At 63.1% G+C, this 23,037-nt stretch carries 27 protein-coding genes and 1 tRNA gene; 13 read left to right on the top strand and 15 right to left on the bottom strand.

Features of this window, described 5'->3' with window-relative positions; all coding sequences use genetic code 11:
* Positions 1 to 163 precede the first annotated feature (163 nt).
* Positions 164 to 1,354 (bottom strand): benzoate/H(+) symporter BenE family transporter, encoded by a 1,191-nt coding sequence (locus IAE39_RS23690; RefSeq protein WP_201206949.1) that lies wholly within the window; start codon positions 1,352 to 1,354, stop codon positions 164 to 166.
* Between the two features lie 145 nt (positions 1,355 to 1,499).
* On the opposite strand from IAE39_RS23690, the gene IAE39_RS23685 reads away from it, so the two are divergent.
* A complete protein-coding gene (locus tag IAE39_RS23685) occupies positions 1,500 to 2,102 on the top strand; it encodes a glutathione S-transferase family protein (RefSeq protein WP_201206948.1) in 603 nt (200 codons plus the stop codon).
* Positions 2,103 to 2,234: 132 nt separating this feature from the next.
* Here the strand turns inward: IAE39_RS23685 and IAE39_RS23680 are convergent, their stop codons facing one another.
* From IAE39_RS23680 to IAE39_RS23660, 5 genes are all read right to left on the bottom strand, one after another.
* Positions 2,235 to 2,606 (bottom strand): glutaredoxin family protein, encoded by a 372-nt coding sequence (locus tag IAE39_RS23680; protein ID WP_119370925.1) that lies wholly within the window; start codon positions 2,604 to 2,606, stop codon positions 2,235 to 2,237.
* Between the two features lie 60 nt (positions 2,607 to 2,666).
* Complete coding sequence (gene folE / locus IAE39_RS23675; RefSeq protein WP_110747929.1) at positions 2,667 to 3,212, bottom strand: GTP cyclohydrolase I FolE; 546 nt, start codon at positions 3,210 to 3,212, stop codon at positions 2,667 to 2,669.
* A 69-nt stretch (positions 3,213 to 3,281) separates the two neighbouring features.
* The gene (locus IAE39_RS23670; protein WP_201206947.1) at positions 3,282 to 3,842 is read right to left on the bottom strand and encodes a Smr/MutS family protein; all 561 of its coding nucleotides are present in this window, start codon (positions 3,840 to 3,842) and stop codon (positions 3,282 to 3,284) included.
* 177 nt (positions 3,843 to 4,019) lie between these two features.
* Positions 4,020 to 4,340 (bottom strand): hypothetical protein, encoded by a 321-nt coding sequence (locus IAE39_RS23665; protein ID WP_201206946.1) that lies wholly within the window; start codon positions 4,338 to 4,340, stop codon positions 4,020 to 4,022.
* A gap of 85 nt (positions 4,341 to 4,425) precedes the next feature.
* Positions 4,426 to 5,016, bottom strand: coding sequence for a cysteine hydrolase family protein (locus IAE39_RS23660; RefSeq protein WP_009683237.1), 591 nt, complete (start codon positions 5,014 to 5,016; stop codon positions 4,426 to 4,428).
* A gap of 180 nt (positions 5,017 to 5,196) precedes the next feature.
* Here IAE39_RS23660 and prmB point away from each other — a divergent pair, with 180 nt between their 5' ends.
* Entirely contained in the window at positions 5,197 to 6,105 is a 909-nt protein-coding gene (gene prmB / locus IAE39_RS23655) for a 50S ribosomal protein L3 N(5)-glutamine methyltransferase (protein WP_201206945.1), read from the top strand.
* Positions 6,106 to 6,228: 123 nt separating this feature from the next.
* Here the strand turns inward: prmB and IAE39_RS23650 are convergent, their stop codons facing one another.
* Together IAE39_RS23650 and IAE39_RS23645 are read right to left on the bottom strand one after the other, a co-directional pair.
* Positions 6,229 to 7,011 carry a hypothetical protein gene (locus IAE39_RS23650; RefSeq protein WP_201206944.1) on the bottom strand — a complete coding sequence of 261 codons (783 nt, stop codon included), beginning with the start codon at positions 7,009 to 7,011 and terminating at the stop codon, positions 6,229 to 6,231.
* 65 nt (positions 7,012 to 7,076) lie between these two features.
* Entirely contained in the window at positions 7,077 to 8,039 is a 963-nt protein-coding gene (locus tag IAE39_RS23645) for an alpha/beta hydrolase (RefSeq protein ID WP_201206943.1), read from the bottom strand.
* Between the two features lie 231 nt (positions 8,040 to 8,270).
* On the opposite strand from IAE39_RS23645, the gene aroC reads away from it, so the two are divergent.
* The 3 genes from aroC (at position 8,271) to IAE39_RS23630 (ending at position 11,185) form a co-directional block, all read left to right on the top strand.
* Positions 8,271 to 9,362, top strand: coding sequence for a chorismate synthase (aroC, locus tag IAE39_RS23640; protein ID WP_201206942.1), 1,092 nt, complete (start codon positions 8,271 to 8,273; stop codon positions 9,360 to 9,362).
* 132 nt (positions 9,363 to 9,494) lie between these two features.
* Complete coding sequence (locus IAE39_RS23635) at positions 9,495 to 10,649, top strand: MFS transporter (RefSeq protein WP_201206941.1); 1,155 nt, start codon at positions 9,495 to 9,497, stop codon at positions 10,647 to 10,649.
* Positions 10,649 to 11,185 carry an oxidase gene (locus tag IAE39_RS23630; RefSeq protein WP_201206940.1) on the top strand — a complete coding sequence of 179 codons (537 nt, stop codon included), beginning with the start codon at positions 10,649 to 10,651 and terminating at the stop codon, positions 11,183 to 11,185. Before IAE39_RS23635 ends, IAE39_RS23630 begins: the two co-directional genes overlap by 1 nt.
* 123 nt (positions 11,186 to 11,308) lie before the next feature.
* Here IAE39_RS23630 and IAE39_RS23625 read toward each other — a convergent pair whose 3' ends face one another.
* The gene (locus IAE39_RS23625; protein ID WP_201206939.1) at positions 11,309 to 11,581 is read right to left on the bottom strand and encodes a DUF3509 domain-containing protein; all 273 of its coding nucleotides are present in this window, start codon (positions 11,579 to 11,581) and stop codon (positions 11,309 to 11,311) included.
* A 266-nt stretch (positions 11,582 to 11,847) separates the two neighbouring features.
* On the opposite strand from IAE39_RS23625, the gene IAE39_RS23620 reads away from it, so the two are divergent.
* Together IAE39_RS23620 and IAE39_RS23615 are read left to right on the top strand one after the other, a co-directional pair.
* Positions 11,848 to 12,372, top strand: a complete 525-nt coding sequence (locus IAE39_RS23620; protein WP_201206938.1) for an ankyrin repeat domain-containing protein — start codon at positions 11,848 to 11,850, stop codon at positions 12,370 to 12,372.
* 60 nt (positions 12,373 to 12,432) lie between these two features.
* Positions 12,433 to 12,963, top strand: a complete 531-nt coding sequence (locus IAE39_RS23615) for a hypothetical protein (RefSeq protein WP_110747885.1) — start codon at positions 12,433 to 12,435, stop codon at positions 12,961 to 12,963.
* Between the two features lie 124 nt (positions 12,964 to 13,087).
* Here IAE39_RS23615 and IAE39_RS23610 read toward each other — a convergent pair whose 3' ends face one another.
* Positions 13,088 to 14,026, bottom strand: coding sequence for a ZIP family metal transporter (locus IAE39_RS23610; protein ID WP_201206937.1), 939 nt, complete (start codon positions 14,024 to 14,026; stop codon positions 13,088 to 13,090).
* 126 nt (positions 14,027 to 14,152) lie between these two features.
* On the opposite strand from IAE39_RS23610, the gene IAE39_RS23605 reads away from it, so the two are divergent.
* The 4 genes from IAE39_RS23605 to IAE39_RS23590 all read left to right on the top strand — a co-directional run bounded on the left by IAE39_RS23605 (position 14,153) and on the right by IAE39_RS23590 (position 17,586).
* Positions 14,153 to 14,344, top strand: a complete 192-nt coding sequence (locus IAE39_RS23605; RefSeq protein ID WP_012271091.1) for a PLDc N-terminal domain-containing protein — start codon at positions 14,153 to 14,155, stop codon at positions 14,342 to 14,344.
* Positions 14,345 to 14,585: 241 nt separating this feature from the next.
* Positions 14,586 to 16,643, top strand: coding sequence for an LTA synthase family protein (locus IAE39_RS23600; RefSeq protein ID WP_201206936.1), 2,058 nt, complete (start codon positions 14,586 to 14,588; stop codon positions 16,641 to 16,643).
* A 197-nt stretch (positions 16,644 to 16,840) separates the two neighbouring features.
* Positions 16,841 to 17,077: a hypothetical protein gene (locus IAE39_RS23595; RefSeq protein ID WP_201206935.1), complete on the top strand. Its 237-nt coding sequence runs from the start codon at positions 16,841 to 16,843 to the stop codon at positions 17,075 to 17,077.
* Positions 17,078 to 17,253: 176 nt separating this feature from the next.
* Positions 17,254 to 17,586, top strand: coding sequence for a ribonuclease E inhibitor RraB (locus tag IAE39_RS23590; RefSeq protein ID WP_201206934.1), 333 nt, complete (start codon positions 17,254 to 17,256; stop codon positions 17,584 to 17,586).
* An 89-nt stretch (positions 17,587 to 17,675) separates the two neighbouring features.
* Here the strand turns inward: IAE39_RS23590 and IAE39_RS23585 are convergent, their stop codons facing one another.
* Positions 17,676 to 18,476, bottom strand: coding sequence for a cytochrome c (locus IAE39_RS23585; RefSeq protein ID WP_201206933.1), 801 nt, complete (start codon positions 18,474 to 18,476; stop codon positions 17,676 to 17,678).
* Between the two features lie 66 nt (positions 18,477 to 18,542).
* Positions 18,543 to 18,785: a hypothetical protein gene (locus IAE39_RS23580; protein ID WP_201206950.1), complete on the bottom strand. Its 243-nt coding sequence runs from the start codon at positions 18,783 to 18,785 to the stop codon at positions 18,543 to 18,545.
* Between the two features lie 219 nt (positions 18,786 to 19,004).
* Between IAE39_RS23580 and IAE39_RS23575 the strand changes: the two genes are divergently transcribed.
* A complete protein-coding gene (locus tag IAE39_RS23575; RefSeq protein WP_201206932.1) occupies positions 19,005 to 19,718 on the top strand; it encodes an amidotransferase in 714 nt (237 codons plus the stop codon).
* 171 nt (positions 19,719 to 19,889) lie between these two features.
* On the opposite strand, the gene IAE39_RS23570 is transcribed toward IAE39_RS23575, so the two are convergent.
* The 3 genes from IAE39_RS23570 to IAE39_RS23560 all read right to left on the bottom strand — a co-directional run bounded on the left by IAE39_RS23570 (position 19,890) and on the right by IAE39_RS23560 (position 22,597).
* A complete protein-coding gene (locus tag IAE39_RS23570; RefSeq protein WP_201206931.1) occupies positions 19,890 to 20,861 on the bottom strand; it encodes a magnesium and cobalt transport protein CorA in 972 nt (323 codons plus the stop codon).
* A 161-nt stretch (positions 20,862 to 21,022) separates the two neighbouring features.
* A complete protein-coding gene (locus IAE39_RS23565; protein ID WP_201206930.1) occupies positions 21,023 to 21,742 on the bottom strand; it encodes a lysophospholipid acyltransferase family protein in 720 nt (239 codons plus the stop codon).
* A gap of 165 nt (positions 21,743 to 21,907) precedes the next feature.
* Entirely contained in the window at positions 21,908 to 22,597 is a 690-nt protein-coding gene (locus IAE39_RS23560) for a crotonase/enoyl-CoA hydratase family protein (protein WP_201206929.1), read from the bottom strand.
* A gap of 198 nt (positions 22,598 to 22,795) precedes the next feature.
* Here IAE39_RS23560 and IAE39_RS23555 point away from each other — a divergent pair.
* Positions 22,796 to 22,885, top strand: a tRNA-Ser gene (locus IAE39_RS23555).
* Positions 22,886 to 23,037 lie beyond the last annotated feature (152 nt).

The raw sequence follows: 23,037 nt of genomic DNA, 5'->3' as shown, positions 1-23,037 counted from the left end.
GGGGCATTTCAGGTTGTGATTATGGCCTGGTCTGGTTGTCGCCTGTGCTGGTCTCTTCGCGGGTAAACCCGCTCCCACAGGGATATCACAGGGCCTGAGGTCGGCGGAGTACCTGTGGGAGCGGGTTCACCCGCGAAGAGGCCAGAATAGACAATAGATTCCTTCATGCCTTGCGCGGGTTAAGAATCACCAGGGCCAAAACCCCCGCCACAATCCCCCAGAACGCCGACCCGATCGAGAACAGGGTCAGCCCCGAAGCCGTCACCATGAAGGTAATCACCGCCGCCTCACGCTCGCGCGCTTCGCTCATGGCAACAGTCAGCCCGTTCATGATCGAGCCAAACAGCGCCAACGCCGCAATCGACAGCACCAGCTCCTTCGGCAACGCGGCAAACAGCGCTGCCAGGGTTGCCCCGAACACCCCGGCGATGCCGTAGAAAATCCCGCACCACACCGCTGCGGTGTAGCGTTTGCTGGGGTCTTCATGGGCATGCGGGCCGGTGCAAATGGCCGCGCTGATCGCCGCCAGGTTGACCCCGTGCGAGCCAAACGGCGCCAGCAGTAGCGAAGCAAAGCCGGTGGCCGAGATCAGTGGCGAGGCCGGTACCTGGTAGCCGTCTGCCCGCAGCACGGCCACGCCGGGCATGTTCTGCGAGGTCATCGCCACCACGAACAGCGGAATGCCAATGCTGATGGTGGCCGCCAGCGAGAAGCTTGGCGTAGTCCACACCGGTTTGGCCACCTCAAGGTGGAAGCCGCTGAAGTCCAGCAGGCCCAGTGCGCCCGACAGCGCCGTGCCCACCAGCAGCGCGGCCAGCACGCAATAGCGCGGCGACAGGCGCTTGACCAGCAGGTAGCTGAAGAACATACCCAGCACCAGCACGGTGCGGTGCTGCGCGGCCACAAAAATTTCGCTGCCGATCTTGAACAGGATGCCCGCCAGCAAGGCCGAGGCCAGCGAAGCCGGAATACGCTTGACCAGGCGCTCGAAGCTGCCGGTCAGGCCGCACACCAGCACCAGCACGGCGCAGGTAATGTAGGCACCAATGGCCTCGCCATAGCTCACCCCGCCCAGGCTGGTGATCAGCAGTGCCGCGCCCGGGGTGGACCAGGCAATGGTGATGGGGGTGCGGTAGCGCAGCGACAGGCCGATGCTGCACACCGCCATGCCGATCGACAGTGCCCAGATCCACGACGAAATTTGCGCAGTGGTCAGCCCGGCGGCCTGGCCGGCCTGGAACATCAGCACCAGCGAACTGGTATAGCCGGTGAGCATGGCAATGAAGCCGGCGACCACCGCCGACGGGGAGGTATCTGCCAGGGGCCGCAGGCGTGCGGAAGTGGCATCGGTCATGAACAAAATCCTTGTAAAGGTGTAAGCAGTTTTTTCAGACTACAGCGGGCAAGGTTGATCCTTGCCATACAGCGGCCATTGCATTTAGCCGTACAGTCACCAACTATTGGGCGTAATTGCAGAACTGCTTGGCAGTGGAGGGGCGATGTACAAGGTCTATGGCGACTACCAGTCGGGCAACTGCTACAAGGTCAAGCTGATGCTCAGCCTGCTGGGCCGGCCGTATGAATGGCACCCGGTGGATATCCTCAAGGGCGAAACCGAAACGCCCGAGTTTCTGGCGATGAACCCCAACGGCAAGGTGCCGGTGCTGGAACTTGAGGACGGCAGCTACCTGTGGGAGTCCAATGCCATTCTCAACTTCCTGGCCGATGGCAGCGCGTTTTTGCCAAGCGAGCCGCGCCTGCGTACCCAGGTGTTGCAGTGGCAGTTCTTCGAGCAGTACAGCCATGAGCCGTACATTGCCGTGGCGCGTTTCATCCAGTTTTACCTGGGGCTGCCGGACGAGCGTGTGGAGGAATACCGCAAGCTGCACAAGGGCGGCTACAAGGCCTTGAAGGTGATGGAACGCCAGCTGCAGATGACCCCGTATCTGGTCGGTGAGCAGTATTCGATTGCTGATGTGGCGTTGTATGCCTACACCCATGTGGCGCAGCAGGGCGGGTTCGACTTGGCCGATTATCCGGCGGTAAGGGCCTGGCTGGAGCGGGTCAGCAGCCACCCGCGGCATGTGCCGATGGTGGGATAGTTTTTAGCCTGTAGCGGCCTCTTCGCGGGTAAACCCGCTCCCACAGGGATTACCACAGGACTGAATACCGTGATGTCCCCTGTGGGAGCGGGTTTACCCGCGAAAGGGCCGCTACAGGATGGCTACAAATCCTCAGACCGAAGCGAACCGCTCATCCAGGTAAGCAATAATGGCCTTGGACTCATACATCCAGGTCACCTTGCCACCCTCTTCAATGCGCAGGCACGGCACTTTCACCCGGCCGCCACCTTCCTGCAGGGCCTGGCGGTGCACCGGGTCGTTCTTGGCATCGCGCAGCGCCACCGGCACGTTCAGGCGGTGCAGGGTGCGGCGGGTCTTGACGCAGAACGGGCAGGCATGGAACTGGTACAGCGCCAGGCCCTTGGCCGCTTGCTCGACGCGGGCCTGGGCGGCGGCGTCACGCTTGCGCTTGGCCGGGCGGCTGATCCAGTCACCGAACACGATGAGCTGGCCGAGGCCAACCCGCAGGGCTTTGACGATCATGGGCAACTCCTGAAATGCAAAAAGCCGACCCGCTGGGGTCGGCTTGGGGTCAGCAGCCAATCACTTGATCAGGCTGAGGAACTCGCTGCGGGTAGCGGCGTTTTCGCGGAACTCACCCAGCATCACCGAGGTGATCATGGTCGAGTTCTGTTTTTCCACACCGCGCATCATCATGCACATGTGCTTGGCTTCGATCACCACGGCCACACCGGCGGCGCCGGTGACCTGCTGGATGGCCTCGGCCACCTGGCGGCTGAGGTTTTCCTGGATCTGCAGGCGGCGGGCGAACATGTCGACGATGCGCGCGACCTTGGACAGGCCCAGCACCTTGCCCTTGGGCAGGTAGGCCACGTGCGCCTTGCCGATGAACGGCAGCATGTGGTGTTCGCACATCGAATACAGCTCGATGTCCCGGACCAGCACCATTTCGCTGTTGTCAGAGCTGAACAACGCGTTGTTGGTCACTTCTTCCAGTGTTTGCTCATAACCGCGGCAAAGGTACTTCATCGCCTTTGCAGCCCGCTTGGGCGTGTCGAGCAGGCCCTCACGGGAGACGTCCTCGCCAAGCTGGCTGAGGATCTCGGTGTAGTTCTGTTCCAGGGACATGGATCTACCTTGGGAAAAAATCGCAAAAACGAAGGGTACGGCGGCGCGCGCGGCGCTGCAAGCGCGGCGTTACTCGTCGCGGCCTTCGAGCATGGTTCGCTTTAGCATTACATACACCGCGCCAGTGCCGCCGTGGCGGGCGCTGCACGAGGCAAAACCGAGCACTTGCGGGTGCTGGCGCAGCCAGGTGTTGACGTGGCTCTTGATCATGGGGCGCTTGCCGTCCAGGCGTGCGGCCTTGCCGTGGGTCACGCGTACGCAGCGCACTTCCAGCCTGGTGGCTTCGGCGATGAAGTCCCACAGGGTTTCGCGGGCCTTTTCCACGGTCATGCCGTGCAGGTCGAGGCTGCCTTCGAACGGGATCTGCCCCAGCTTGAGCTTGCGAAGCTGGGTTTCCTGCACGCCGTCGCGGCGCCACATCAACTCGTCTTCGGCGCCCACGTCGATGACGAACTGGTCGGACATGCCGTCGATGACCAGGGCCTTGTCACTGCGTACGGTCGCCGCCTGGCGCAGGCCGGCCAGCTGCTGGCGGTCGGCCTTGGGCTTGCCGACTTCGGCGCGGTCATGGCGGATCGGCTTGACGCCGCGCACTTCGGCCTTGAACAGGGAAAAATCGTCGTCTTGCATGATGCCTCCACGTGGGGCGGCGTAGTTTACGCGACTGTGGGGGGCATGTGCAGCCTGTGCCGGCCTCTTCGCGGGTGAACCCGCTCCCACAAGGTGCCCCGTTGCCTTCAGGCCCTGTGGTAACCCTGTGGGAGCGGGTTTACCCGCGAAGAGGCCAGCACAGGTTATAGCTAACCTTCAATCATGCTTCTTCATCAGGTGCGGCGACAGGTTCAGCTCGCGCCCGCGGCGCAAGCGAATGCGGCTGCGCCGCCAGAAGCGCACGCCCAGCCACAGCAGCAGCAAGCCTGCCACGGCCAGGATGGTGGACAACGGTTTGTTGGCATTGAGTTCCTGCAGGGCAGGGTAGTTGCCCAGCAGGCCGGCGACGCCGGCCATGGCCAGCAGCACGCCCAGGGTTGCCAGCAGGGCCGACAGGCCGGCCGCCAGGCGGGCACCCCAGTTACGCGGTTGGCGCGGGCGCAGGCGCTTGGCGTCGAAACTGCCTTTAAGCTTCATTCCGCTCTCCTCTGTGGATATCCGGAATTCGACCTGCTGCCGCCCATCGGGTTCCGCCCGGCTGCCGGGCGGTCATGCCCGCGCTTCAGATCAGGCTGGCGGTGGGTGCCACGCAAGCGAAGTTGTCGGCCATCACGGCCATTTCGCACTGGTGAATCTGTGCCGCCGGGATTACCCCGTCCTTGAACGCCAGGTCGCGGGTTGCCGAGGCGTCTTCCACCAGCGTGCACCGGTAACCATAGTCCTTGGCGCGGCGAACGGTAGTGCTGACGCTGGAGTGGCTCATGAAACCGCAGACGATCAGGTCCAGGTGGCCCAGCTCCTGCAACGTTTCGTGCAGTTTGGTGTTCTTGAATGCGTTGGGCATGCGCTTTTCGATGACGATTTCGCCTTCCAGTGGCTCCAGCCCTGGAATGAACTGGCCAGCCGGCCCCTGTGGGTCAAAACGGCCACCCACCGTGCCCAGGTGGCGAACATGGATGATCGGGCGGCCGCTCTTGCGCGCCGCGTCGAGCAACCTGGCGATGTTGGCCACGGCCTCGTCCATGCCCGACAGCTGCAAGGGACCACTGAGGTACTCCTTTTGCGCATCGATGATGATCAGGCTGGCGTGGCTCAGCTTGGCCGGCGGGTAATCGCGGCCAGTGAGGCGGAACATCGTGGTTGGAACGGACATCAATGGCTCCTTGAGCAGGGCTTTTGTACACCTATTCTCCCTTGCATTGGCGCCAATGGGAATGGTTGACAACGCAAGCGGCATGGTTACTGGCCTGTGGCTAGCTTTGGGACGATCGGATGGAACAAATGTGTGCCCCGGGCTGTTAGACTTTTGGTCGATCTGAATTAGGAGTACCCCGTGATCACATCCCGTCTGCGCACGCTGCGCGACTACATCCGCTGGGCGGTCAGCCGCTTCCACGAGCACGACCTGTTCTTCGGCCACGGTGCCGACAACGCCTGGGACGAGGCCCGCCTGCTGGTGCTGGGCGCGGTGCACCTGCCCTGGGAGGTGGCCGACAGCTACCTGGACTGCATGCTCGAAGACGACGAGCGGGTACGCCTGCAGCACTTGCTTAAGCGCCGTATCGAAGAGCGCGTGCCGGCCGCCTACCTGCTGGGCGAGGCCTGGTTCTGTGGTATGTCGTTCATTGTCGACGAGCGCGTGCTGGTGCCGCGTTCACCAATTGGCGAACTGATCGAAAAACGCTTCGAGCCGTGGCTGGCCAGCGAACCGGCGCGCATCCTCGACCTGTGCACCGGTTCGGGCTGCATCGGCATCGTGGCCGCTGATGTGTTCCCCGAGGCCGAAGTGGTGCTGGCCGACCTGTCGTTCCAGGCCCTTGAAGTGGCCAACCAGAACATCGAGCGCCATGGCCTGGACACCCGTGTGTACACCGTGCAGGGCGACGGTTTTGCCGGCCTGCCGGGGCAGCGTTTCGACCTGATCCTGTCCAACCCGCCGTATGTCGATGCCGAAGACTTCGACGACATGCCGGCCGAGTATCACCATGAGCCGGAGCTGGGCCTGGCCTGCGGCAACGACGGCCTGGACCTGGTGCGGCGCATGCTGGCCGAAGCGGCCGACCACCTGACCGACAAAGGCTTGCTGATTGTCGAGGTGGGCAACAGCCAGGTGCATGTCGAGGCGTTGTACCCTGAGGTGGATTTTGCCTGGCTGGAGTTCGAGCGGGGCGGGCATGGGGTGTTCATGCTGACCGCCGAGCAGTGCCGCCAGCATCAAGAATTGTTCAAGGCTCGCGTTTGAGCCATTTGGGGCTGCTTTGCAGCCCATTCGCGGGTGAACCCGCTCCCACAGGTATTCCACAGCATTCGGACCTTGTGGAGATCCTGTGGGAGCGGGTTTACCCGCGAAGCAGGCAACGCGGTCTCAACGGGTAGCAATCCAGATCAACAACCCCGCCTGAAACACCGCAAACGCCACCAGGCAGGTGATGGTAAAGCGCAAACCGCCATCCTCGCGCTGGTACTTGGCCACCCGCTCATCGCGCTCGCGCAGTTGCCCTTCCTTTTCCTGCAACTGCTGGTCCGCCTGCTGCAGCAGGTGCGCGGCATCCAGGATATCCACCCGCTGCAAGCGCTCGTTGCTCCAGGCCGCTTTCAGCTGGCCGACCGGCATTTCCACGGTACGGCCCTTCAGGTGCTGGCTGTCCTCGTACTGCACCTCTATCCCCACCCCCCGCAAGCAGTGGTCGCGGCGCAGGCGTGAGTCTTCGTTCAGCGCATCCTTGTTCGGCAGGGCCATGCCGTCTACCTGGTAATGCGACCACTTGCGCTGCAGCCATAGCGCGGCCTGGGCCAGCATGAAGCGGCCAATGCCGCGGTTGACCGGCTCCAGTTGCAGGCCGTGCTCGCTGCCAATGCGCACCCGGCGCTCGGCATGGTCGACACGGATGTCCAGGCGGTTCTGTTCCTTGTGCACCTTTTGCCCGGGCAGGGTGATTTCCATGCGCAGCAGGCTGTGCGCCTTGTCGTGGCGCTCGGCATAGCCGAACTGCACAAAACGCAGCGGCCGTGCGCCAGTGCTGCGGTCGGTGGGCAGGGCGGCCAGGCGCAGCAGCTGGAAGTGTTCTGCACTCAGGTCGGCCCAGGGCAGGGCAGGGTGTTCCTGGGGTTCTTCGGCTGGCTCTACGGCGGCGGGGGCGGTGGTCATCAGGGCTTGTCCTCGGCTATGCCTGCTGTATCGGCAGGCACGCCGCAGACCTGAGCCCGTTCCCCTTACGCCGAAGGCAAATGCTGGATGAACGTCACAATTCGCTCACCCAGCTCGCGGGCCAGCGGCAGTTCGGGGTTGAGGTAGCTGTCGCGCTGCTGGCTCATGCCCTTGGGGCTGATGCGCAGCATGTGGTTCATGCCGTCGATCAGCACCAGCTGCGCATCCGGTTTGGCGGCCTTCAACCGTTCGGCATCGGCCACGTCCACCTGCACGTCGTTGCGCCCCTGCACGATCAGCGCCGGCATGGGCAGGCGGGCGAAGGCGGCGGCGGGGTTTTGCTGGAACAGCGAAATCAGGTACGGCTGCACGCTGGGGCGGAACACCTGGCGTAATGGCGCCGGCACTTCCAGGCTGGTCTGCCCGGCCTGCAGGCGGTCGAGCAGGGCGCTGCCACCGGCCAGTTGCGCCGGTGGCAGGCGCTGGGCCAGTTGCTCGCGCAACACATCGGCCAGCGGCCGGCCGCTACCGGCCAGGGTGATCACGGCGCTGGCGCCGGCCTGTTCAGCGGCCAGGCTGGCGATCAATGCACCTTCGCTGTGGCCGATCAGGATCAACGGCCCGAAGCGCGGGTCGGCCTTGAGCTTGTGGCTCCAGGCGACTACGTCGGCCACGTAACGCTCCACGCTGAGGTCGCGTTCGTCGGGGGTGGCCGGTTGGCTGGCGGCGACGCCGCGCTTGTCGTAGCGCACGCTGGCGATGTGCTCGCTGGCCAGCAGCAGGGCCAGGCGCTTGAGGTTGTCGACCCTGCCGGACGCCGGGTTGTTGCCGTCGCGGTCGGTGGGGCCGGAGCCGGCAATGATCAGCACCACGGGTGGCGGAGTGGCCTGTTGCGGCAATAGCAGGCTGCCGTGCAGTACGCCCTGGCCGGTGTCGAGGTCGATCGGGCGTTGCAGTACGGTGGGAGCGGCGGCCTGGGCCAGGCCGGTGCACAGCAGGAAGAACAGGGCGACGAGGCGCGACATCATGCGGTACTACGTGGGGAGATGTGGGTTTGACCCAATGTTTTGGGGAAGGTTCTGTGCATGGCAGGCCAGCCCTCTTCGCGGGTAAACCCGCTCCCACAGGATCTCCACAAGATCCGAATGCTGTGGAGTACCTGTGGGAGCGGGTTTACCCGCGAAGAGGCCAGCACAGGCAACCCAACCATCTGTATACTGCCGCTTTCGTCCATTTCAGGCAGATCTCGCGGAGCGTCCATGTCCGGCAATACCTACGGCAAGCTGTTCACTGTCACCACCGCTGGCGAAAGCCATGGCCCGGCGTTGGTCGCCATTGTCGATGGATGCCCCCCAGGCCTGGAAATTTCCCTCGCCGACCTGCAGCACGACCTCGACCGGCGCAAGCCCGGCACCAGCCGGCACACCACCCAGCGCCAGGAAGCCGACGAGGTGGAAATCCTCTCCGGCGTGTTCGAAGGCCGCACCACCGGTTGCTCGATCGGCCTGCTGATCCGTAACACCGACCAGAAGTCCAAGGACTACTCGGCAATCAAGGACCTGTTCCGCCCGGCCCACGCCGACTACACCTACCACCACAAGTACGGCATCCGCGACTACCGCGGCGGTGGCCGCAGCTCGGCCCGCGAAACCGCCATGCGCGTGGCGGCCGGCGCCATTGCCAAGAAGTACCTGGCCAGCCAGGGCATCACCGTGCGCGGCTACATGAGCCAGCTTGGCCCCATCGAAATCCCGTTCAAGACCTGGGAATCGGTAGAGCAGAACGCCTTCTTCAGCCCCGACCCCAGCAAAGTGCCCGAGCTTGAGGCCTACATGGACCAGTTGCGCCGTGACCAGGATTCGGTAGGCGCCAAGATCACCGTGGTCGCCGAAGGCGTCATGCCTGGCCTGGGCGAGCCTATTTTCGACCGCCTGGACGCCGAACTGGCCCATGCGCTGATGAGCATCAACGCGGTCAAGGGCGTGGAAATCGGTGCCGGTTTCGCCAGCGTTGCCCAGCGCGGCACCGAGCACCGTGACGAACTGACCCCGGAAGGCTTCCTCAGCAACAACGCTGGCGGCATCCTGGGCGGTATTTCTTCCGGCCAGCCGATCGTTGCCCACCTGGCACTCAAGCCGACCTCCAGCATCACCACCCCGGGCCGTTCCATCGACGTCGATGGCAACCCGGTGGACGTCATCACCAAGGGCCGCCACGACCCGTGCGTGGGCATCCGCGCCACGCCGATTGCCGAGGCGATGATGGCCATTGCGTTGATGGACCACCTGCTGCGCCACCGGGCACAGAATGCCGATGTGAAAGTGAATACCCCGGTGCTGGGCCAGCTCTGATTCGCCTGCACTGGCCTCTTCGCGGGTAAACCCGCTCCCACAGGATCTCCACAAGGCCCGAATGCTGTGGCGTACCTGTGGGAGCGGGTTTACCCGCGAAGAGGCCGGCACAGGCTCCATAAGGCCACCCCCATGCAACCCATCCCCTACTGGCGCCTGTCCAGCTTCTACCTGTTCTACTTCGCCCTGCTCGGCTCCACAGCCCCCTTCCTGGCGCTGTACTTCGACCACCTGGGCTTCTCCCCGGCGCGCATCGGCGAGCTGGTGGCCATCCCCATGCTGATGCGCTGCATCGCCCCCAACCTGTGGGGCTGGCTGGGCGACCGCACCGGCCAGCGCCTGCTGATCGTAAGGCTTGGCGCGCTATGTACCCTGGCCACCTTCTCACTGATCTTCTTCGGCAAGAGCTACGCCTGGCTGGCGCTGGTCATGGCCCTGCACGCGTTCTTCTGGCATGCAGTACTGCCGCAATTCGAAGTCATCACCCTGGCCCACCTGCACGGGCAAACGGCGCGCTACAGCCAGGTACGGCTGTGGGGCTCGATCGGTTTCATCCTCACCGTGGTCGGCCTGGGCCGGTTGTTCGAATGGCTGAGCCTGGACATCTACCCGGTGGCGCTGGTGGCGATCATGGCCGGCATCGTCGCCGCCAGCCTGTGGGTGCCCAATGCCCAGCCGGTGGAGCAGGGCGAGCGCAGTGGCGCGGGCGGCTTCTTGCAGCAGTTGCGTGCCCCGGGGGTGATCGCCTTCTATGCCTGCGTGGCGCTGATGCAACTCAGCCACGGGCCGTACTACACCTTCCTGACCCTGCACCTGGAGCACCTGGGCTACAGCCGCGGTGCCATCGGTTTGCTGTGGGCGCTGGGGGTGGTGGCCGAGGTGCTGATGTTCATGCTCATGAGCCGGCTGTTCGCACGCTTCAGCGTGCAGCGGGTGCTGCTGGCCAGCTTCCTGCTGGCAGCGGTGCGCTGGCTGCTGCTGGGCAACCTGGCTGCCGAGCCGGGCGTACTGATTTTCGCCCAGTTGCTGCACGCCGCCACGTTCGGCTGCTTCCATGCCGCCAGCATCGCCTTTGTCCAGGCCAGTTTCGGCGCCCGTCAGCAAGGCCAGGGCCAGGCGCTGTACGCGGCGCTGTCGGGTACCGGTGGCGCGCTGGGGGCGTTGTATTCGGGTTACAGCTGGAAACTGCTGGGGCCCACCTTCACCTTTGGTATGGCCAGTGCCGCAGCCTTGGCTGCAGCCGTTATCATTGGCCTTTGTTCGCAACCGACCAGGACCCGCCCCTGATGAGCATTCTCAGCGTTTTCCACCCCGCCAGCCCGGCACTGCCGAACAAGGTGCTGACCCACCACGACGACATCGCCGCCACCCTGGCCGAGCAGGGCGTGCGCTTTGTACATGCCGAACATGGTCTGCGGGTGCGCCCGGGCACGGCCCAGGACGAAGTGCTGCAGGCTTGCCGCGGGTACCTGGACCCGTTGATGACCGCGCAGGGTAGCAAGGCCTTTGTGCTGCTCAACCGCGACGGTGAGGCGCCTGCAGAGGTCGATGTGCGTGATGAACATGTGCATGACGCCGACGAACTGTTTGCCGTGATCAGCGGGCGCGCGCAGGTTGGGCTGCGGGTGGGGGATTGGGTGTATTCGGTGTTGTGCGAGAAGGGTGACCAGTTGCTGGTGCCGGCCGGTACGCGGCGCTGGGTGGAGCTGGGCGATACGCCGTTTTGCCTGGCGTTGCGGTTGTATGGCAGCGAGCAAGGTGTGCAGGCGCGGTTTACCGGGGATGTGACTGCGCGGGCGTTTCTGGGGATCGACGAGTTGTGATGGCCTTGCTGGCCTCTTCGCGGGTAAACCCGCTCCTACAAAGGTTGCGCCGCCCTCAGGCATTGCGCATTCAATGTAGGAGCGGGTTTACCCGCGAAGAGGCCAGCTCAGGCAACACAAATCTCAACGATAGGTCGGCAGGGCAAACCGCTGCTGGCTCTGCAGCATGTTGATCACCGGCAACTCACTGGCCTGCTCGGCCAAATCCCGACGAATCGCACTGATCGCCCACGAAAGCTGCTCGGCACTGTGCAGTTGCCCATAGGTCAGCACCCGGCGGGTCACCTTGCCATCAGCCGCGCGCAGGGTCAGCAGCACGCCGCCATCGGGGCGGGCCTGGGTATTCACCTGGTAGGCCGAAAATACCGAAACGAACTTTTGCTGGATGAGGTCCATATCAACTCCTGGCTGTTATGTGGCAGACGTGAGTTGATGGTTGCAGCGACCGTGCCAAAAACCTCAGTTAGGAAAAAGCCAGCAATTACAGGGCTTTGCGGGGTATTTGCAGAAGCGGCATCGTGCAGGCTGCATGGTCGTGCATTTTGCACAGTGCATTTTGCACGGCGGTGGCTTTGCCTATCGGGCCCATAGAATCTGAACCTTTGACCGCAATGGCTTGCCTGACAAAAACTTGGGCAATCATTTATGCCAGGAGGTTCCCGATGTCCACCCAAACCGCGCCCGCCACCATGACCGACGACGAAACCGCTGCCTTTGCCGAGCAGGTGTTCGAACGCGCCCGCCAAGGCGACGCCGCCATGCTCGAGCGCTTGCTCGCCAGCGGCCTGCCGGCCGATTTGCGCAACCACAAGGGCGACACCTTGCTGATGCTGGCCAGCTACCACGGCCACCACGACGCGGTGCGCGTGCTGCTGGCGCAGGGGGCCGACCCGCTGATTGCCAACGACAACGGCCAGCTGCCGATTGCCGGTGCCGCGTTCAAGGGTGACCTGGCGATGATCCGCCTGCTGCTGGAGCACGGCGTGCCGGTGGACGCCGCCGCGCAGGACGGGCGCACTGCGCTGATGCTGGCGGCCATGTTCAACCGCAGCGAAATCCTCGACTACCTGCTGGCCCAGGGCGCCGATCCGGCACGCCAGGATGCCCGCGGCGCCACGGCGCTGATGGCGGCGCAAACCATGGGGGCAGTGGACGCTGCTGCGCGCCTGCGAGCGCTGGCCGGCTAACCGCCCGGGGGCATTTGCGGCTATCCTTGGCGACTTTTCACCCGTCGCAGGCCCCCTTTCATGAAAACTCAGTTGCTCGAATTCATCAGCCTCATTGGCGCTGGCTGCATGCGCGAGGCCGACATCGAGCGCATCGCCGACGAAGCCGCCCAGGCCTACGCCGACCCGGCCGCCTTCCTGGCTGCCAACCCCGACATCAACTATGACGACAGCTTCCCCATTCCGCTGGGCGAATGGGTGGTGCTGGGCAGCCTGCCGGACACCGTGGTGTTCCAGGCCGACAGCTACCAGGACCTGTTCCAGCAGATCAGCGACTCGTTCGACAACAGCGTGCCGTTCACCCTCAAGCCCAAGCAACTGGCGCGCACCGAGCCACTGACAGCGCTGAACCGCATCCAGGTGCAGATGGGGGCGTTGAACAAAGAGGCCGGCGGTTACGTGCTGCTCAACTTCAGCCAGTTGCTGGATGACGAGCTGCAGATGGTGATGGTGGGGCAGCATGACCTGGCGCGGGTGCTGGAGTTGGGGGCAGAGGTGGGGATCAAGGTTGAGCCTGCGCTGGAGGCCCTGAAGGTCGCTGTACATATCTGATTCCTGTGCCGGCCTCTTCGCGGGTAAACCCGCTCCCACAGGGAAATCACAGGGCCTGAGGTCGGCGGTTTTCCTGTGGGAGCGGGTTTACCCGCGAAGAGGCCGGCATAGGCAACCACAACCTTCACCCCAACGCGGTATCCAGAAACATCATCACCGCAAACCCACCCATCAACCCCAGGGTCGCCGCTGTCTGGTGCCCATTGCGGTGGGTTTCGGGTATCACCTCGTGGCTGACCACAAAGATCATCGCCCCGGCCGCCAGGCCCATGCTGACCGGGTAGGCGAGGGCAAAGCCGGTCGAGATCCCCAGGCCGATCACCGCCCCCAGCGGTTCCATCAGCCCTGAGCCAATTGCCACCAGCGCAGCCTTCAGGCTCGACAACCCGGTAGCGCGCAAGGCCAGTGCCACGGCCAGCCCTTCAGGAATGTCCTGGATGGCAATGGCGCTGGTCAGCGGCAGGCCAATGTTCATGTCGCCATTGGCGAAGCTCACGCCAATCGCCATGCCTTCGGGCAGGTTGTGCAGGGTAATCGCCAGCACAAACAGCCACACCCGGCTGATGCGCTCGGCTTCCGGGCCGCACGGGCCGGTGCTTTCGTGCTCGTGGGGGGTGAAGCGGTCCAGACCCAGCATCAGCAGCACCCCCAGTCCCATCCCCAGCACCACGGTAAACGCCGCTGCCGGGCCGTTGCCGGTGATTTCGCGGGCGGCATCCAGCCCCGGCAGAATCAACGAAAACGAACTGGCTGCCAGCATCATGCCGGCGGCAAAGCCCAGCATCACGTCCTGGGTACGCGCGCTGACATCGCGCAGCACCACCGCCAGCACCGCGCCCAACGCGGTGGCGCCAAAACCGGACAAGCCACCCAGCACGGCCAGGTGCAGGTTGTCGGCATGGTCGCCGTTTACCGCGTTCCAGAAGCTGGCCGCCAGCAGCACGATCACCGCCAGCAGGCTCAGGCCCAGGCCGGCGCTGAGCCAAGGGGTGTTCACGACTTGCTGGCGCCAGGCGTGCAGCATGGACTGTGGGGCGGCGCTTTGGCTGTGGGCGGGGGGCATGCGAACCTCGAATCTGTGAATACTGGCAGTCTACTCAGGGACCCGCGCCAACCGCCAAGGATTCCCTTCTATTGGCGCGATAGCTGGCTATGCTGTGCAGCAAAGCCTCTAAACGGGAGTTCAGGCATGGGGTCGACATTCAACAGCCTGGTCGGGCTGATCATTCTGGCGCTGGATATCTGGGCCATTCTCAATGTGATCAAGAGTGGCAGCGAGGTGGGCATCAAGGTGCTGTGGATATTGCTCATTGCACTGCTGCCGGTGGTGGGGCTGGTGATCTGGGCGATTGCCGGGCCGCGGGGGAATGTGCGGATTTGAATGCCTGTGCCGGCCTCTTCGCGGGTGAACCCGCTCCCACAGGTACTGCGCCGCCCTCAGGCTCTTGGCGGTCCCTGTGGGAGCGGGTTTACCCGCGAAGAGGCCGGCACAGACAAAACCGGCAACACCCCCGTGACAAAATTTTCACATTGGTTTAAACAGAATCCGCACCCGCACAATGCTGCGTTGGTCTAGCACCACCGCCCTCTCCGCAAACCGCAATCCTAGGACCTTCCCATTCATGGCTAACACGGACGCCTTGAAGCAACGGGGCGCGCGAACATCGTTCTCGCCGACCCTTAAATCCCACCTGGCCTACACGCTGCTCAGCGGCCTGGTGATCATGCTGATGCTCAGCCTCGTGCGCCTGGCGCTGCTGGTCTACAACAGCGATATGGTCGGCGATACCCCGTACTCGACGGTCGCCGAAGGCTTCCTCAACGGCTTGCGCTTCGACCTGCGGGTGGTGGTGTACATCAGCATTCCGCTGTTGCTGGCCATGCTCAGCCCCTGGGCCATGGCCCGTCGCGGGGTGTTCCGTTTCTGGCTGACCCTGGCCTCGAGCGTGGTGATGTTCCTCGGCCTGATGGAAATGGACTTCTACCGCGAGTTCCACCAGCGCCTCAACGGCCTGGTGTTCCAGTACATCAAGGAAGACCCGAAAACCGTCATGAGCATGCTCTGGTACGGTTTCCCGGTGGTGCGCTACCTGCTGGCCTGGGCCTTTGGCACCTGGTTGCTGAGCCTGCTGTTCAAGGGCATCGACCGCATCACCCGTGGCCAGGGCGAACAACGCGTGGCGCCGTGGTACAACCGCCTGGCGGTGTTCATGGTGATTTTGCTGGTGGCCGTGGTTGCCGCCCGTGGCACGCTGCGCCAGGGCCCGCCGATGCGTTGGGGCGACGCCTTCACCACCGATTCCAACTTCGTCAACCAGCTGGGCCTGAACGGTACCCTGACCCTGATCGACGCCGCCAAGAGCCGCTTCGGCGAGGACCGCGCCAACATCTGGAAGCCGGTGCTGGAGCAGGGCGTAGCGACCGAAAGCGTGCGCAAACAGTTACTCACCCCGAACGACACCCTGGTCGATGCCGACGAGGCTGCCATCCGCCGCGACTTCCTGCCGCCGGCCGAGCGCACCCTGCCGGTCAAGAACGTGGTGGTGATCCTGATGGAAAGCTTCGCCGGCCACTCGGTCGGCGCGCTGGGTAGCCCGAACAACATCACCCCGTACTTCGACAAGCTGGCCAAAGAAGGCCTGCTGTTCGACCGCTTCTTCTCCAACGGCACCCATACCCACCAGGGCATGTTCGCCACCATGGCCTGCTTCCCCAACCTGCCAGGGTTCGAATACCTGATGCAGACCCCGGAAGGCGGCCACAAGCTGTCGGGCCTGCCAGCCTTGCTCAGCGCCCGTGACTACGACGACGTGTACGTCTACAACGGCGACTTTGCCTGGGACAACCAGTCCGGGTTCTTCGGCAACCAGGGCATGACCACGTTCATTGGCCGTAACGACTTCGTCAACCCGGTGTTCTCCGACCCGACCTGGGGCGTATCCGACCAGGACATGTTCGACCGCGGCAACGAGGAACTGGCCAAGCACGATGGCAAGAAGCCGATCTACGCGCTGCTGCAGACGCTGTCCAACCACACCCCGTACGCCCTGCCCAAAGACCTGCCGGTCGAGAAGGTGACCGGCCAGGGCCGCCTGGACGAGCACCTCACCGCCATGCGTTATTCGGACTGGGCGCTGGGCCAGTTCTTCGAGAAGGCGCGTAAAGAGCCGTACTTCAAGGACACTCTGTTCGTCATCGTGGGCGACCACGGCTTTGGCAACCACCAGCAGGTCACCGAGCTGGACCTGGGCCGTTTCAACGTGCCGCTGCTGCTGATTGCCCCGGGCATCCAGGAGAAGTTTGGTGCGGTGAACCACACCGTGGGCACCCAGGTCGACATCGTGCCGACCATCATGGGCCGCCTGGGTGGCCAGGCCCGTCACCAGTGCTGGGGCCGCGACCTGCTCAACCTGCCTGAGGGCGACCAGGGCGTGGGCATGATCAAGCCGTCGGGCAGCGAGCAGATCGTCGGCCTGGTGCAGGGCGACCGCATCCTGATCGAGTCCAAGGACATGACCCCACGCATGTACCGTTACCAGCTGGGCAGCGAGTTCAAGGCTGAGTTGATCGAAAGCCCGGACCAGCCTGAAATGCTCAAGAAACTTGAAGCGTATATCCAGACGGCGACCAAGAGCCTGCTGGATAACACGGCCGGTGTGGTGCACGGTACGCCGAAGTAAAGTCGGGCCGCTTTGCGGCCTTTTTCGCGGGTAAACCCGCTCCCACAGGGAAATCACCGGCCTGAGCTTCTGTGATTTCCCTGTGGGAGCGGGTTTACCCGCGAAGAGGCCGGCACAGACTGAACATTCTCCCCACCCCAAGGTCAGTTATTCAGGCATCACACACCCTGTGTTCCTTGACTCAGAGGGTTCGTTCAATGAAAGAGTGGGAAGTCATCTTTGCCGACCAGAAAGGCGAGCCATCCACATTGCTGCTGCATGCCGAGCATTGCCCCAGTGAGGAAGACGCCGCGCGGGCCATCCGTTCGCACCTCTTTCCGGTGATGGACGAGCTGGACCTCAACGACTTCCAGGACCGCACCATTTCCCCCACCGCGCGCTGGCTCCGGGAGCACAGTGGCGTGACCATCACCGGCATCCACGAAGCGCCCTGAACCACACGTTTGCGTGGTGCCCTGGCAGGCACTACGCTGGTTGAAGGTGCCAGCCTATTCTGCGGGTTGGTACCGCATCAATTCGCGTCTTGCATCAGCTCGTACTGCCCGGCCGTTGCCGGCAGGTGCGTAGTGCACGGAAAGTCTATCCATAGCATTATTCAGGAGGACGTTTCATGAGCAGCCAGAACGACGATATCAGCAGCAACGTCCTGCGCCAGATGAAAGCAGGCGGTTTCGACTTCACCCAGATCCACCCCATCGAGTTCTATGCCGTATTCCCCGACGAAGCAGGGGCCCGCCGTGCGGCCGGGCAGTTTCGCGGCGAATCGCTGAATGCCCAGGTCAAGGAGATGGGCGACGGTGCCTGGCACCTGGAACTGAGCAAGGTCATGTACGCCACCTATTTCGGGATCGGCGACTTTGAAGAGGCCTTCGAGCAGTTGGTGACACCCTATGGGGGTGAGGTAGAGGGGTGGGGGGTCAAGCACGAGCGGCCTATAGCCTGACAGTTTTGTGTTGCCTTCTTCGCGGGTATATCACCGTCTTGCGGGCCTGTGAGATCCCTGTGGGAGCGGGTTCACCCGCGAAGAGGCCCTCAAGGCTTACGCTTGGCCATATGCCCCAGATAAGCCAACAAACTATCCAGCTCCCGCTCACTCAACACATTCTCCGCAAACCCCGGCATTTTCGCCTGCGGCCACCGCCGCAAACGCTGCGGGTCGCGAATCAACATGCGCAAATAACCCGGCTGAAAATACTCGGTCGGGTTATGCGGCACATTCAAATCCGGCCCCAGCTGCGCATCCCCGGCACCGTTCAACCGGTGGCAGGCCATGCAGTTCTGCTGGAACAGGGCAAACCCCTGGCGCACCGGGCTGTCGGCCGGCAACTTCGGGTCAGGCAGCAGCGCCGGATAGCGCCGCTCTACCGGGGCCAGTTGGCGAATCGTGGAAATCTGGAACGGCCACTGCTCGGGGCGAATGCCGCTGGCCTGCGGCGCAGTCCATACCAGGTAGAACGGCCCTGCACTCGGTTTGCCCTGGCCCAGCGGCGGCCACGGCTTGCCTGGGTCTTCCACGGCCAGCCAGGCCCGTGCCGGCCCTTGCTGCAGCAGGGGGGCTGCGGGCATTTCTGCGGCAAAACCATCCAGTGCCACGGCCTGCAGGTGGTCGCTGGCGCTCACGCCGTGCAACAGCGCAGCCAGCGGCACCGCCCGATAGTGCATGGGCCGCTTGTAGGAAACGTCCTGGTCGATGCTGATGTCCTGGGCCTGCGGGTGGTCGAGCAACTCGGCGCTGCTCCACTGGCGCCCGTTGGCGCCCAGTTCAAGGTGCAGTTGCGCCGCCGACAGCGGCAGGCTAAGGAGCAACGTTAACAGGGCAAGGCAGTGACGCATGGGCAACCTCCGACCATCAGGGCCAGCAGGTTACCTGTGCGCTGCCAGTTGGCGCCACCGCTGCAGTCAGCCGAACAAACGTGTCAGGTTCGGCAGGATCAGCAGCAACGTGGTGGCGAATAAAATAAGCCCGGCTTGGCGAATTTTCGATTGTCTGAACATGGCGGACCGCCTTCTTGTTGTTATTCCTGAATACCCGTTGGCTTCCTTGTCGCGCTTCGGGTCGATCGCAGTGGCGCTGCGTGGCGCCTGAACTGCCTGCCTCTTGTAAGTGGATATACAACCAACAGTAGGGTGTGCGTCATCCATGTTTGAGAACCCTTTGTTCTAATTGTCTGGTTCGGTGATTGCGATTTGCTATGAGGCCATGTGCCAGTTCGCTGACATGCTCTGGCTAGACACTGGCGTAACTGCCAGCGCCGACCCGACAAAATGTGACCGTTCGTCAGTGCAGCCTACTTGCTTGTACGTGCCTTTCGCGGCAGTCTCTACAGCAGATTCCCACCCATGTCGTTCAGGACTATCCCTATGTCGTTACGCATCTGCATCCTTGAAACCGATGTCCTGCGACCGGAGTTGACCGCGCAATACCAGGGCTACGGCAGGATGTTCGAGCAGCTCTTCTCGCGTCAGCCGATCGCCGCCGAATTTCGTGTGTACAACGTGATGAACGGCGATTACCCCGCCGACTCTGAAGTGTTCGATGCCTACCTTGTGACGGGCAGCAAGGCTGATTCGTTCGGTAGCGATCCGTGGATTCAAACGCTCAAGGCTTATTTGTTGAAGCTGTACGCGCGTGGCGAGAAGCTGCTGGGGGTGTGTTTTGGCCACCAGCTGCTGGCGTTGACCCTGGGTGGCAAGGCCGAGCGGGCCGACAAGGGCTGGGGCGTGGGTATTCATCGTTATTCGCTGGCGGCGCATGCGCCGTGGATGGACCCGGAAGTGTCAGAGCTGACCTTGCTGATCAGCCACCAGGACCAGGTGACCGAGCTGCCGGAAGGCGCCACGGTGATTGCTTCCAGCGATTTCTGCCCGAACGCGGCGTACCACATTCGCGACCAGGTGCTGTGCTTCCAGGGCCACCCGGAGTTTGTGCACGACTACTCCCGGGCACTGCTCGATGCGCGCCAGGAATATTTGGGGGATGAGGTGTACCACAAGGCTGTGGCCAGCCTGGCCAGTGAACACCAGGGCGACCTGGTGGGGGAATGGATGTTGCGGTTCATCCAGCAGTCGGCATAGAAATCAGGAAGCCGGGTGGATGGCACCGGCGTTGCCGGTGTTCGCGGGTGAACCCGCTCCCACAGGTAACCCGCAATGCTCGGCATTGCGGTGATGCTGTGAGAGTAGGTAACCCGCAATGTTCGGTATTGTGGTGACCCTGTGGGAGCGGGTTTACCCGCGAAGAGGCCCTTAAAGCCAACCCGACTTCTTGAAGCTGGCATACAACCCCGCACACCCCGCCGCAATCACCCCCAGCACCGCAAAATACCCGTAATGCCAGCTCAACTCCGGCATGTTCTGGAAGTTCATGCCGTACACCCCGGCAATCGCCGTGGGGAACGCCAGGATCGCCGCCCACGCCGCAAACTTGCGCTGCACGATACTCTGCCGTGACGACTCCAGCAGCATGCCGATCTCGATGGTCTGGCTGGCAATGTCGCGGATCCCGGCCAGGTCTTCCATTTGCCGCGTCACGTGAATCTGCACATCACGAAAATACGGCCGCATGTTCTTGTCGATGAACGGGAAGCTCAGGCGCTGCAGTTCTTCGCTCACTTCTACCATCGGCGCCACGTAGCGGCGCAGGCGCAGGATGTCACGGCGCAGGCTGTGCAGGCGGCGGATGTCATCCTCTTGTAGCGAACCACCCAGCACGCTCTGCTCCAGCTCTTCGATCTCGCCATGAATGGCTTCGCTGACCGGCTGGTAGTTCTCGGTAACGAAGTCGAGCAGGGCATACAGCACGAAGTCTTCGCCGTGCTCCAGCAGCAAGGGCCGCGCCTCGCAGCGCTGGCGCACCATGGCGTAGGACTTGGAGTGGCCGTTGCGGCAGGTGATGATGTAGCCGTTGCCGGCAAAAATGTGGGTTTCGATGAACTCCAGCTTGCCTTCGTGGCGTACCGGTGAATAGGTGACGATGAACAGCGCATCGCCGAAGGTTTCCAGCTTGGGCCGGCTGTGTTTTTCCAGGGCATCTTCAATGGCCAGTTCGTGCAGGTTGAACTGGCATTGCAGGTTGGCCAGCTCTTCGGCGTTGGGCTCTTCCAGGCCGATCCACACGAAGTGCCCCGGCTTGCGCGCCCATTCGCTGCCTTCGTCGATGCTGATGTTGGTGACCTTTCTGCCGGCGCTGTACACCGCTGACGCCACTACTCGACCCATGGTTGCCCGCTTATTCCGGTTGAACACGGGTTACAGCTTGGGCTGTAGCTGGCTGGAGAGCAACCTGTGCCGGCCTCTTCGCGGGTAAACCCGCTCCTACACAGGAATGTGCAAGCCGTTGTAGGAGCGGGTTCACCCGCGAAGAGGCCGGCACAAGCAACCTAACCCTGGGCCAATTCCCCTTCCATCCGGTCAATGCACTGCTGCATCTGCCCCCGGCACTGTTCGATCAGCGCCGGCAGGTCCTGCAGGCTCATGCCCGCCGTGGCAATCGGCGGCAGCGAACGCACGATCACGGTGCGCTGGCGCCAGCTGTTCAGGCCCATGCGCCCTGCGTAGCGGCTGACGCACACCGGCACGATCGGTACACCCGCCTCGATGGCCATGTGAAACGCGCCTTTCTTGAACGCCAGCAACTGCTCGCCGGCATTGCGCGTGCCTTCGGGGAAAATCCAGATCGAGGTGTCGTCCTGCAGCACCCGGGTGGTCTTCTGCAGGGCCTTGCGCGCCTGGTAGGCATTCTTGCGGTCGATCAGCACGTTGCCACCCAGCCAGAACAACTGGCCGAACAGCGGAATCCAGCCCAGGCTTTTCTTGCCGATGGCCACGGTGCGTCGCGGCACCACCTGGCCCAGCACGAACAGGTCGAAGTTGGATTGGTGGTTGGCCACGATCACGCAGCCGGGCGGCTGGTCCCACAACGGGCCGACCTCGGCCTTGACCTTGATGCGCATCAGCCAGGTGGCCGGGCGGCTGTAGAGGTGGGCGAATACGCGGCTGTTGTCGGGGTTGAAGGGGCGGCACAGGCCGATGAGCAGGCCAACGGCGCCGACGGCAAGAAAATGCAGCGCCAGCAGGAGCATGCGCAACGAATAAAGCATGGTACGACTCACACCAGACAGTCGCGGGGGAGTGTACGGGTGTGCACTGGTTGGGGCAAACCTTGGTGTAAGCCTGTTCCGGCCCTTTCGCGGGTAAACCCGCTCCTACACAGGTTATGCATACCCGTTGTAGGAGCGGGTTTACCCGCGAAGAGGCCGGCAAGGTCAGCCCATATGGTGCTGGTCCAGCTCGATCGCCTTGTCCAGCGCCTCCAGCAACCCTTTGCGCACCTTCAGCTTGGTGTTCTTGTGCGCCAGCATGTTCAGCTTCTTCAATTCCCGCGCCACTGTCAGCGCCGCTTCCTGCAACTGTTCAGCCGGCACCACCTTGTCGAGGAAGCCGGCATCCACCGCACCTTGCGGGTCGAACACCTCGGCGTTGATCACCGAGCGGTGGAAGGCCGAGCGGCGCAGGCGGTCGCGGGCCAGTTCGATGCCGGCGTGGTGCATGGTCATGCCGATCTGCACTTCGTTCAGGCACACCTTGTACGGCCCCTCGACACCAATGCGGTAGTCGGCCGACAGCAGCAGGAAGGCACCCTTGGCCACGGCATTGCCCGGGCAGGCGACCACCACCGGGAAGGGGTGCGACAGCAGGCGGCGGGCGAGGGTGGAGCCGGCGGTAACCAGGCTGATGGCTTCTTTCGGGCCGCTGGTCATTACCTTCAGGTCGTAACCGCCCGAGAGGATGCCCGGCTGCCCGGTGATGATCACCACCGCACGCTCTTCGACGGCGCGGTCCAGCGCGGCATTGAAGGCGGTGATGACGTCTGGCGAGATGGCGTTGACCTTGCCGTTGTTCAGGGTCAGGGTGGCGATGCCGTCTTCGGCGTGGTAGGTAATCAGCTCGCTCATGGCAGAGTCCTTTTGTTGGCGTGGCGACGACGTTACCCAGCGCAATGGGCAAGGTAAAGCAGCAAGGCTGACTGGTCGGTCAGCGTTCAGCCGGGCTCAAGTGCAAATACATGAAAAATTTGAAAAAAATGCTTGCCAAAGGGCAGCGCTTTCACTAAATTAGCGCACCTCGACAGGCTGCAAGGCTTGAAGAGAAACGGTGAAGTGTCCGAGTGGTCGAAGGAGCACGCCTGGAAAGTGTGTATACGAGAAATCGTATCAAGGGTTCAAATCCCTTCTTCACCGCCACATTCTACGAAAAGCCCCCGTGCTGAAAAGCGCGGGGGCTTTTTGTTTTTGGGTTCGTAGCCTGGGTATTGGGGCTGCTGCGCAGCCCATCGCGACGCAAGGCCGCTCCTATGTATGGACTCGCCCACACTGTCTAATTGCTTTTGAACATA

This window comes from Pseudomonas sp. S37, assembly GCF_016658545.1.
GTDB lineage: Bacteria > Pseudomonadota > Gammaproteobacteria > Pseudomonadales > Pseudomonadaceae > Aquipseudomonas.
The sequence above is the reverse complement of the archived record's forward strand: the minus strand, read 5'-3'. Positions and strand labels throughout refer to the sequence as shown.

Coding starts and splice junctions, on each gene's coding strand:
- IAE39_RS23575 (WP_201206932.1), top strand. CDS start 19,005: ATGTCGTTACGCATCTGCATCCTTGAAACCGATGTCCTGCGACCGGAG.
- IAE39_RS23625 (WP_201206939.1), bottom strand. CDS start 11,581: ATGGACCTCATCCAGCAAAAGTTCGTTTCGGTATTTTCGGCCTACCAG.
- IAE39_RS23690 (WP_201206949.1), bottom strand. CDS start 1,354: ATGACCGATGCCACTTCCGCACGCCTGCGGCCCCTGGCAGATACCTCC.
- IAE39_RS23680 (WP_119370925.1), bottom strand. CDS start 2,606: ATGATCGTCAAAGCCCTGCGGGTTGGCCTCGGCCAGCTCATCGTGTTC.
- IAE39_RS23650 (WP_201206944.1), bottom strand. CDS start 7,011: ATGACCACCGCCCCCGCCGCCGTAGAGCCAGCCGAAGAACCCCAGGAA.
- IAE39_RS23615 (WP_110747885.1), top strand. CDS start 12,433: ATGAAAACTCAGTTGCTCGAATTCATCAGCCTCATTGGCGCTGGCTGC.
- IAE39_RS23685 (WP_201206948.1), top strand. CDS start 1,500: ATGTACAAGGTCTATGGCGACTACCAGTCGGGCAACTGCTACAAGGTC.
- IAE39_RS23670 (WP_201206947.1), bottom strand. CDS start 3,842: ATGCAAGACGACGATTTTTCCCTGTTCAAGGCCGAAGTGCGCGGCGTC.
- IAE39_RS23590 (WP_201206934.1), top strand. CDS start 17,254: ATGAGCAGCCAGAACGACGATATCAGCAGCAACGTCCTGCGCCAGATG.
- IAE39_RS23560 (WP_201206929.1), bottom strand. CDS start 22,597: ATGAGCGAGCTGATTACCTACCACGCCGAAGACGGCATCGCCACCCTG.
- IAE39_RS23595 (WP_201206935.1), top strand. CDS start 16,841: ATGAAAGAGTGGGAAGTCATCTTTGCCGACCAGAAAGGCGAGCCATCC.
- IAE39_RS23620 (WP_201206938.1), top strand. CDS start 11,848: ATGTCCACCCAAACCGCGCCCGCCACCATGACCGACGACGAAACCGCT.
- IAE39_RS23630 (WP_201206940.1), top strand. CDS start 10,649: ATGAGCATTCTCAGCGTTTTCCACCCCGCCAGCCCGGCACTGCCGAAC.
- IAE39_RS23580 (WP_201206950.1), bottom strand. CDS start 18,785: ATGGATGACGCACACCCTACTGTTGGTTGTATATCCACTTACAAGAGG.
- IAE39_RS23605 (WP_012271091.1), top strand. CDS start 14,153: ATGGGGTCGACATTCAACAGCCTGGTCGGGCTGATCATTCTGGCGCTG.
- IAE39_RS23600 (WP_201206936.1), top strand. CDS start 14,586: ATGGCTAACACGGACGCCTTGAAGCAACGGGGCGCGCGAACATCGTTC.
- IAE39_RS23610 (WP_201206937.1), bottom strand. CDS start 14,026: ATGCCCCCCGCCCACAGCCAAAGCGCCGCCCCACAGTCCATGCTGCAC.
- IAE39_RS23660 (WP_009683237.1), bottom strand. CDS start 5,016: ATGTCCGTTCCAACCACGATGTTCCGCCTCACTGGCCGCGATTACCCG.
- IAE39_RS23645 (WP_201206943.1), bottom strand. CDS start 8,039: ATGATGTCGCGCCTCGTCGCCCTGTTCTTCCTGCTGTGCACCGGCCTG.
- IAE39_RS23665 (WP_201206946.1), bottom strand. CDS start 4,340: ATGAAGCTTAAAGGCAGTTTCGACGCCAAGCGCCTGCGCCCGCGCCAA.
- aroC (WP_201206942.1), top strand. CDS start 8,271: ATGTCCGGCAATACCTACGGCAAGCTGTTCACTGTCACCACCGCTGGC.
- IAE39_RS23565 (WP_201206930.1), bottom strand. CDS start 21,742: ATGCTTTATTCGTTGCGCATGCTCCTGCTGGCGCTGCATTTTCTTGCC.
- IAE39_RS23570 (WP_201206931.1), bottom strand. CDS start 20,861: ATGGGTCGAGTAGTGGCGTCAGCGGTGTACAGCGCCGGCAGAAAGGTC.
- IAE39_RS23635 (WP_201206941.1), top strand. CDS start 9,495: ATGCAACCCATCCCCTACTGGCGCCTGTCCAGCTTCTACCTGTTCTAC.
- folE (WP_110747929.1), bottom strand. CDS start 3,212: ATGTCCCTGGAACAGAACTACACCGAGATCCTCAGCCAGCTTGGCGAG.
- IAE39_RS23585 (WP_201206933.1), bottom strand. CDS start 18,476: ATGCGTCACTGCCTTGCCCTGTTAACGTTGCTCCTTAGCCTGCCGCTG.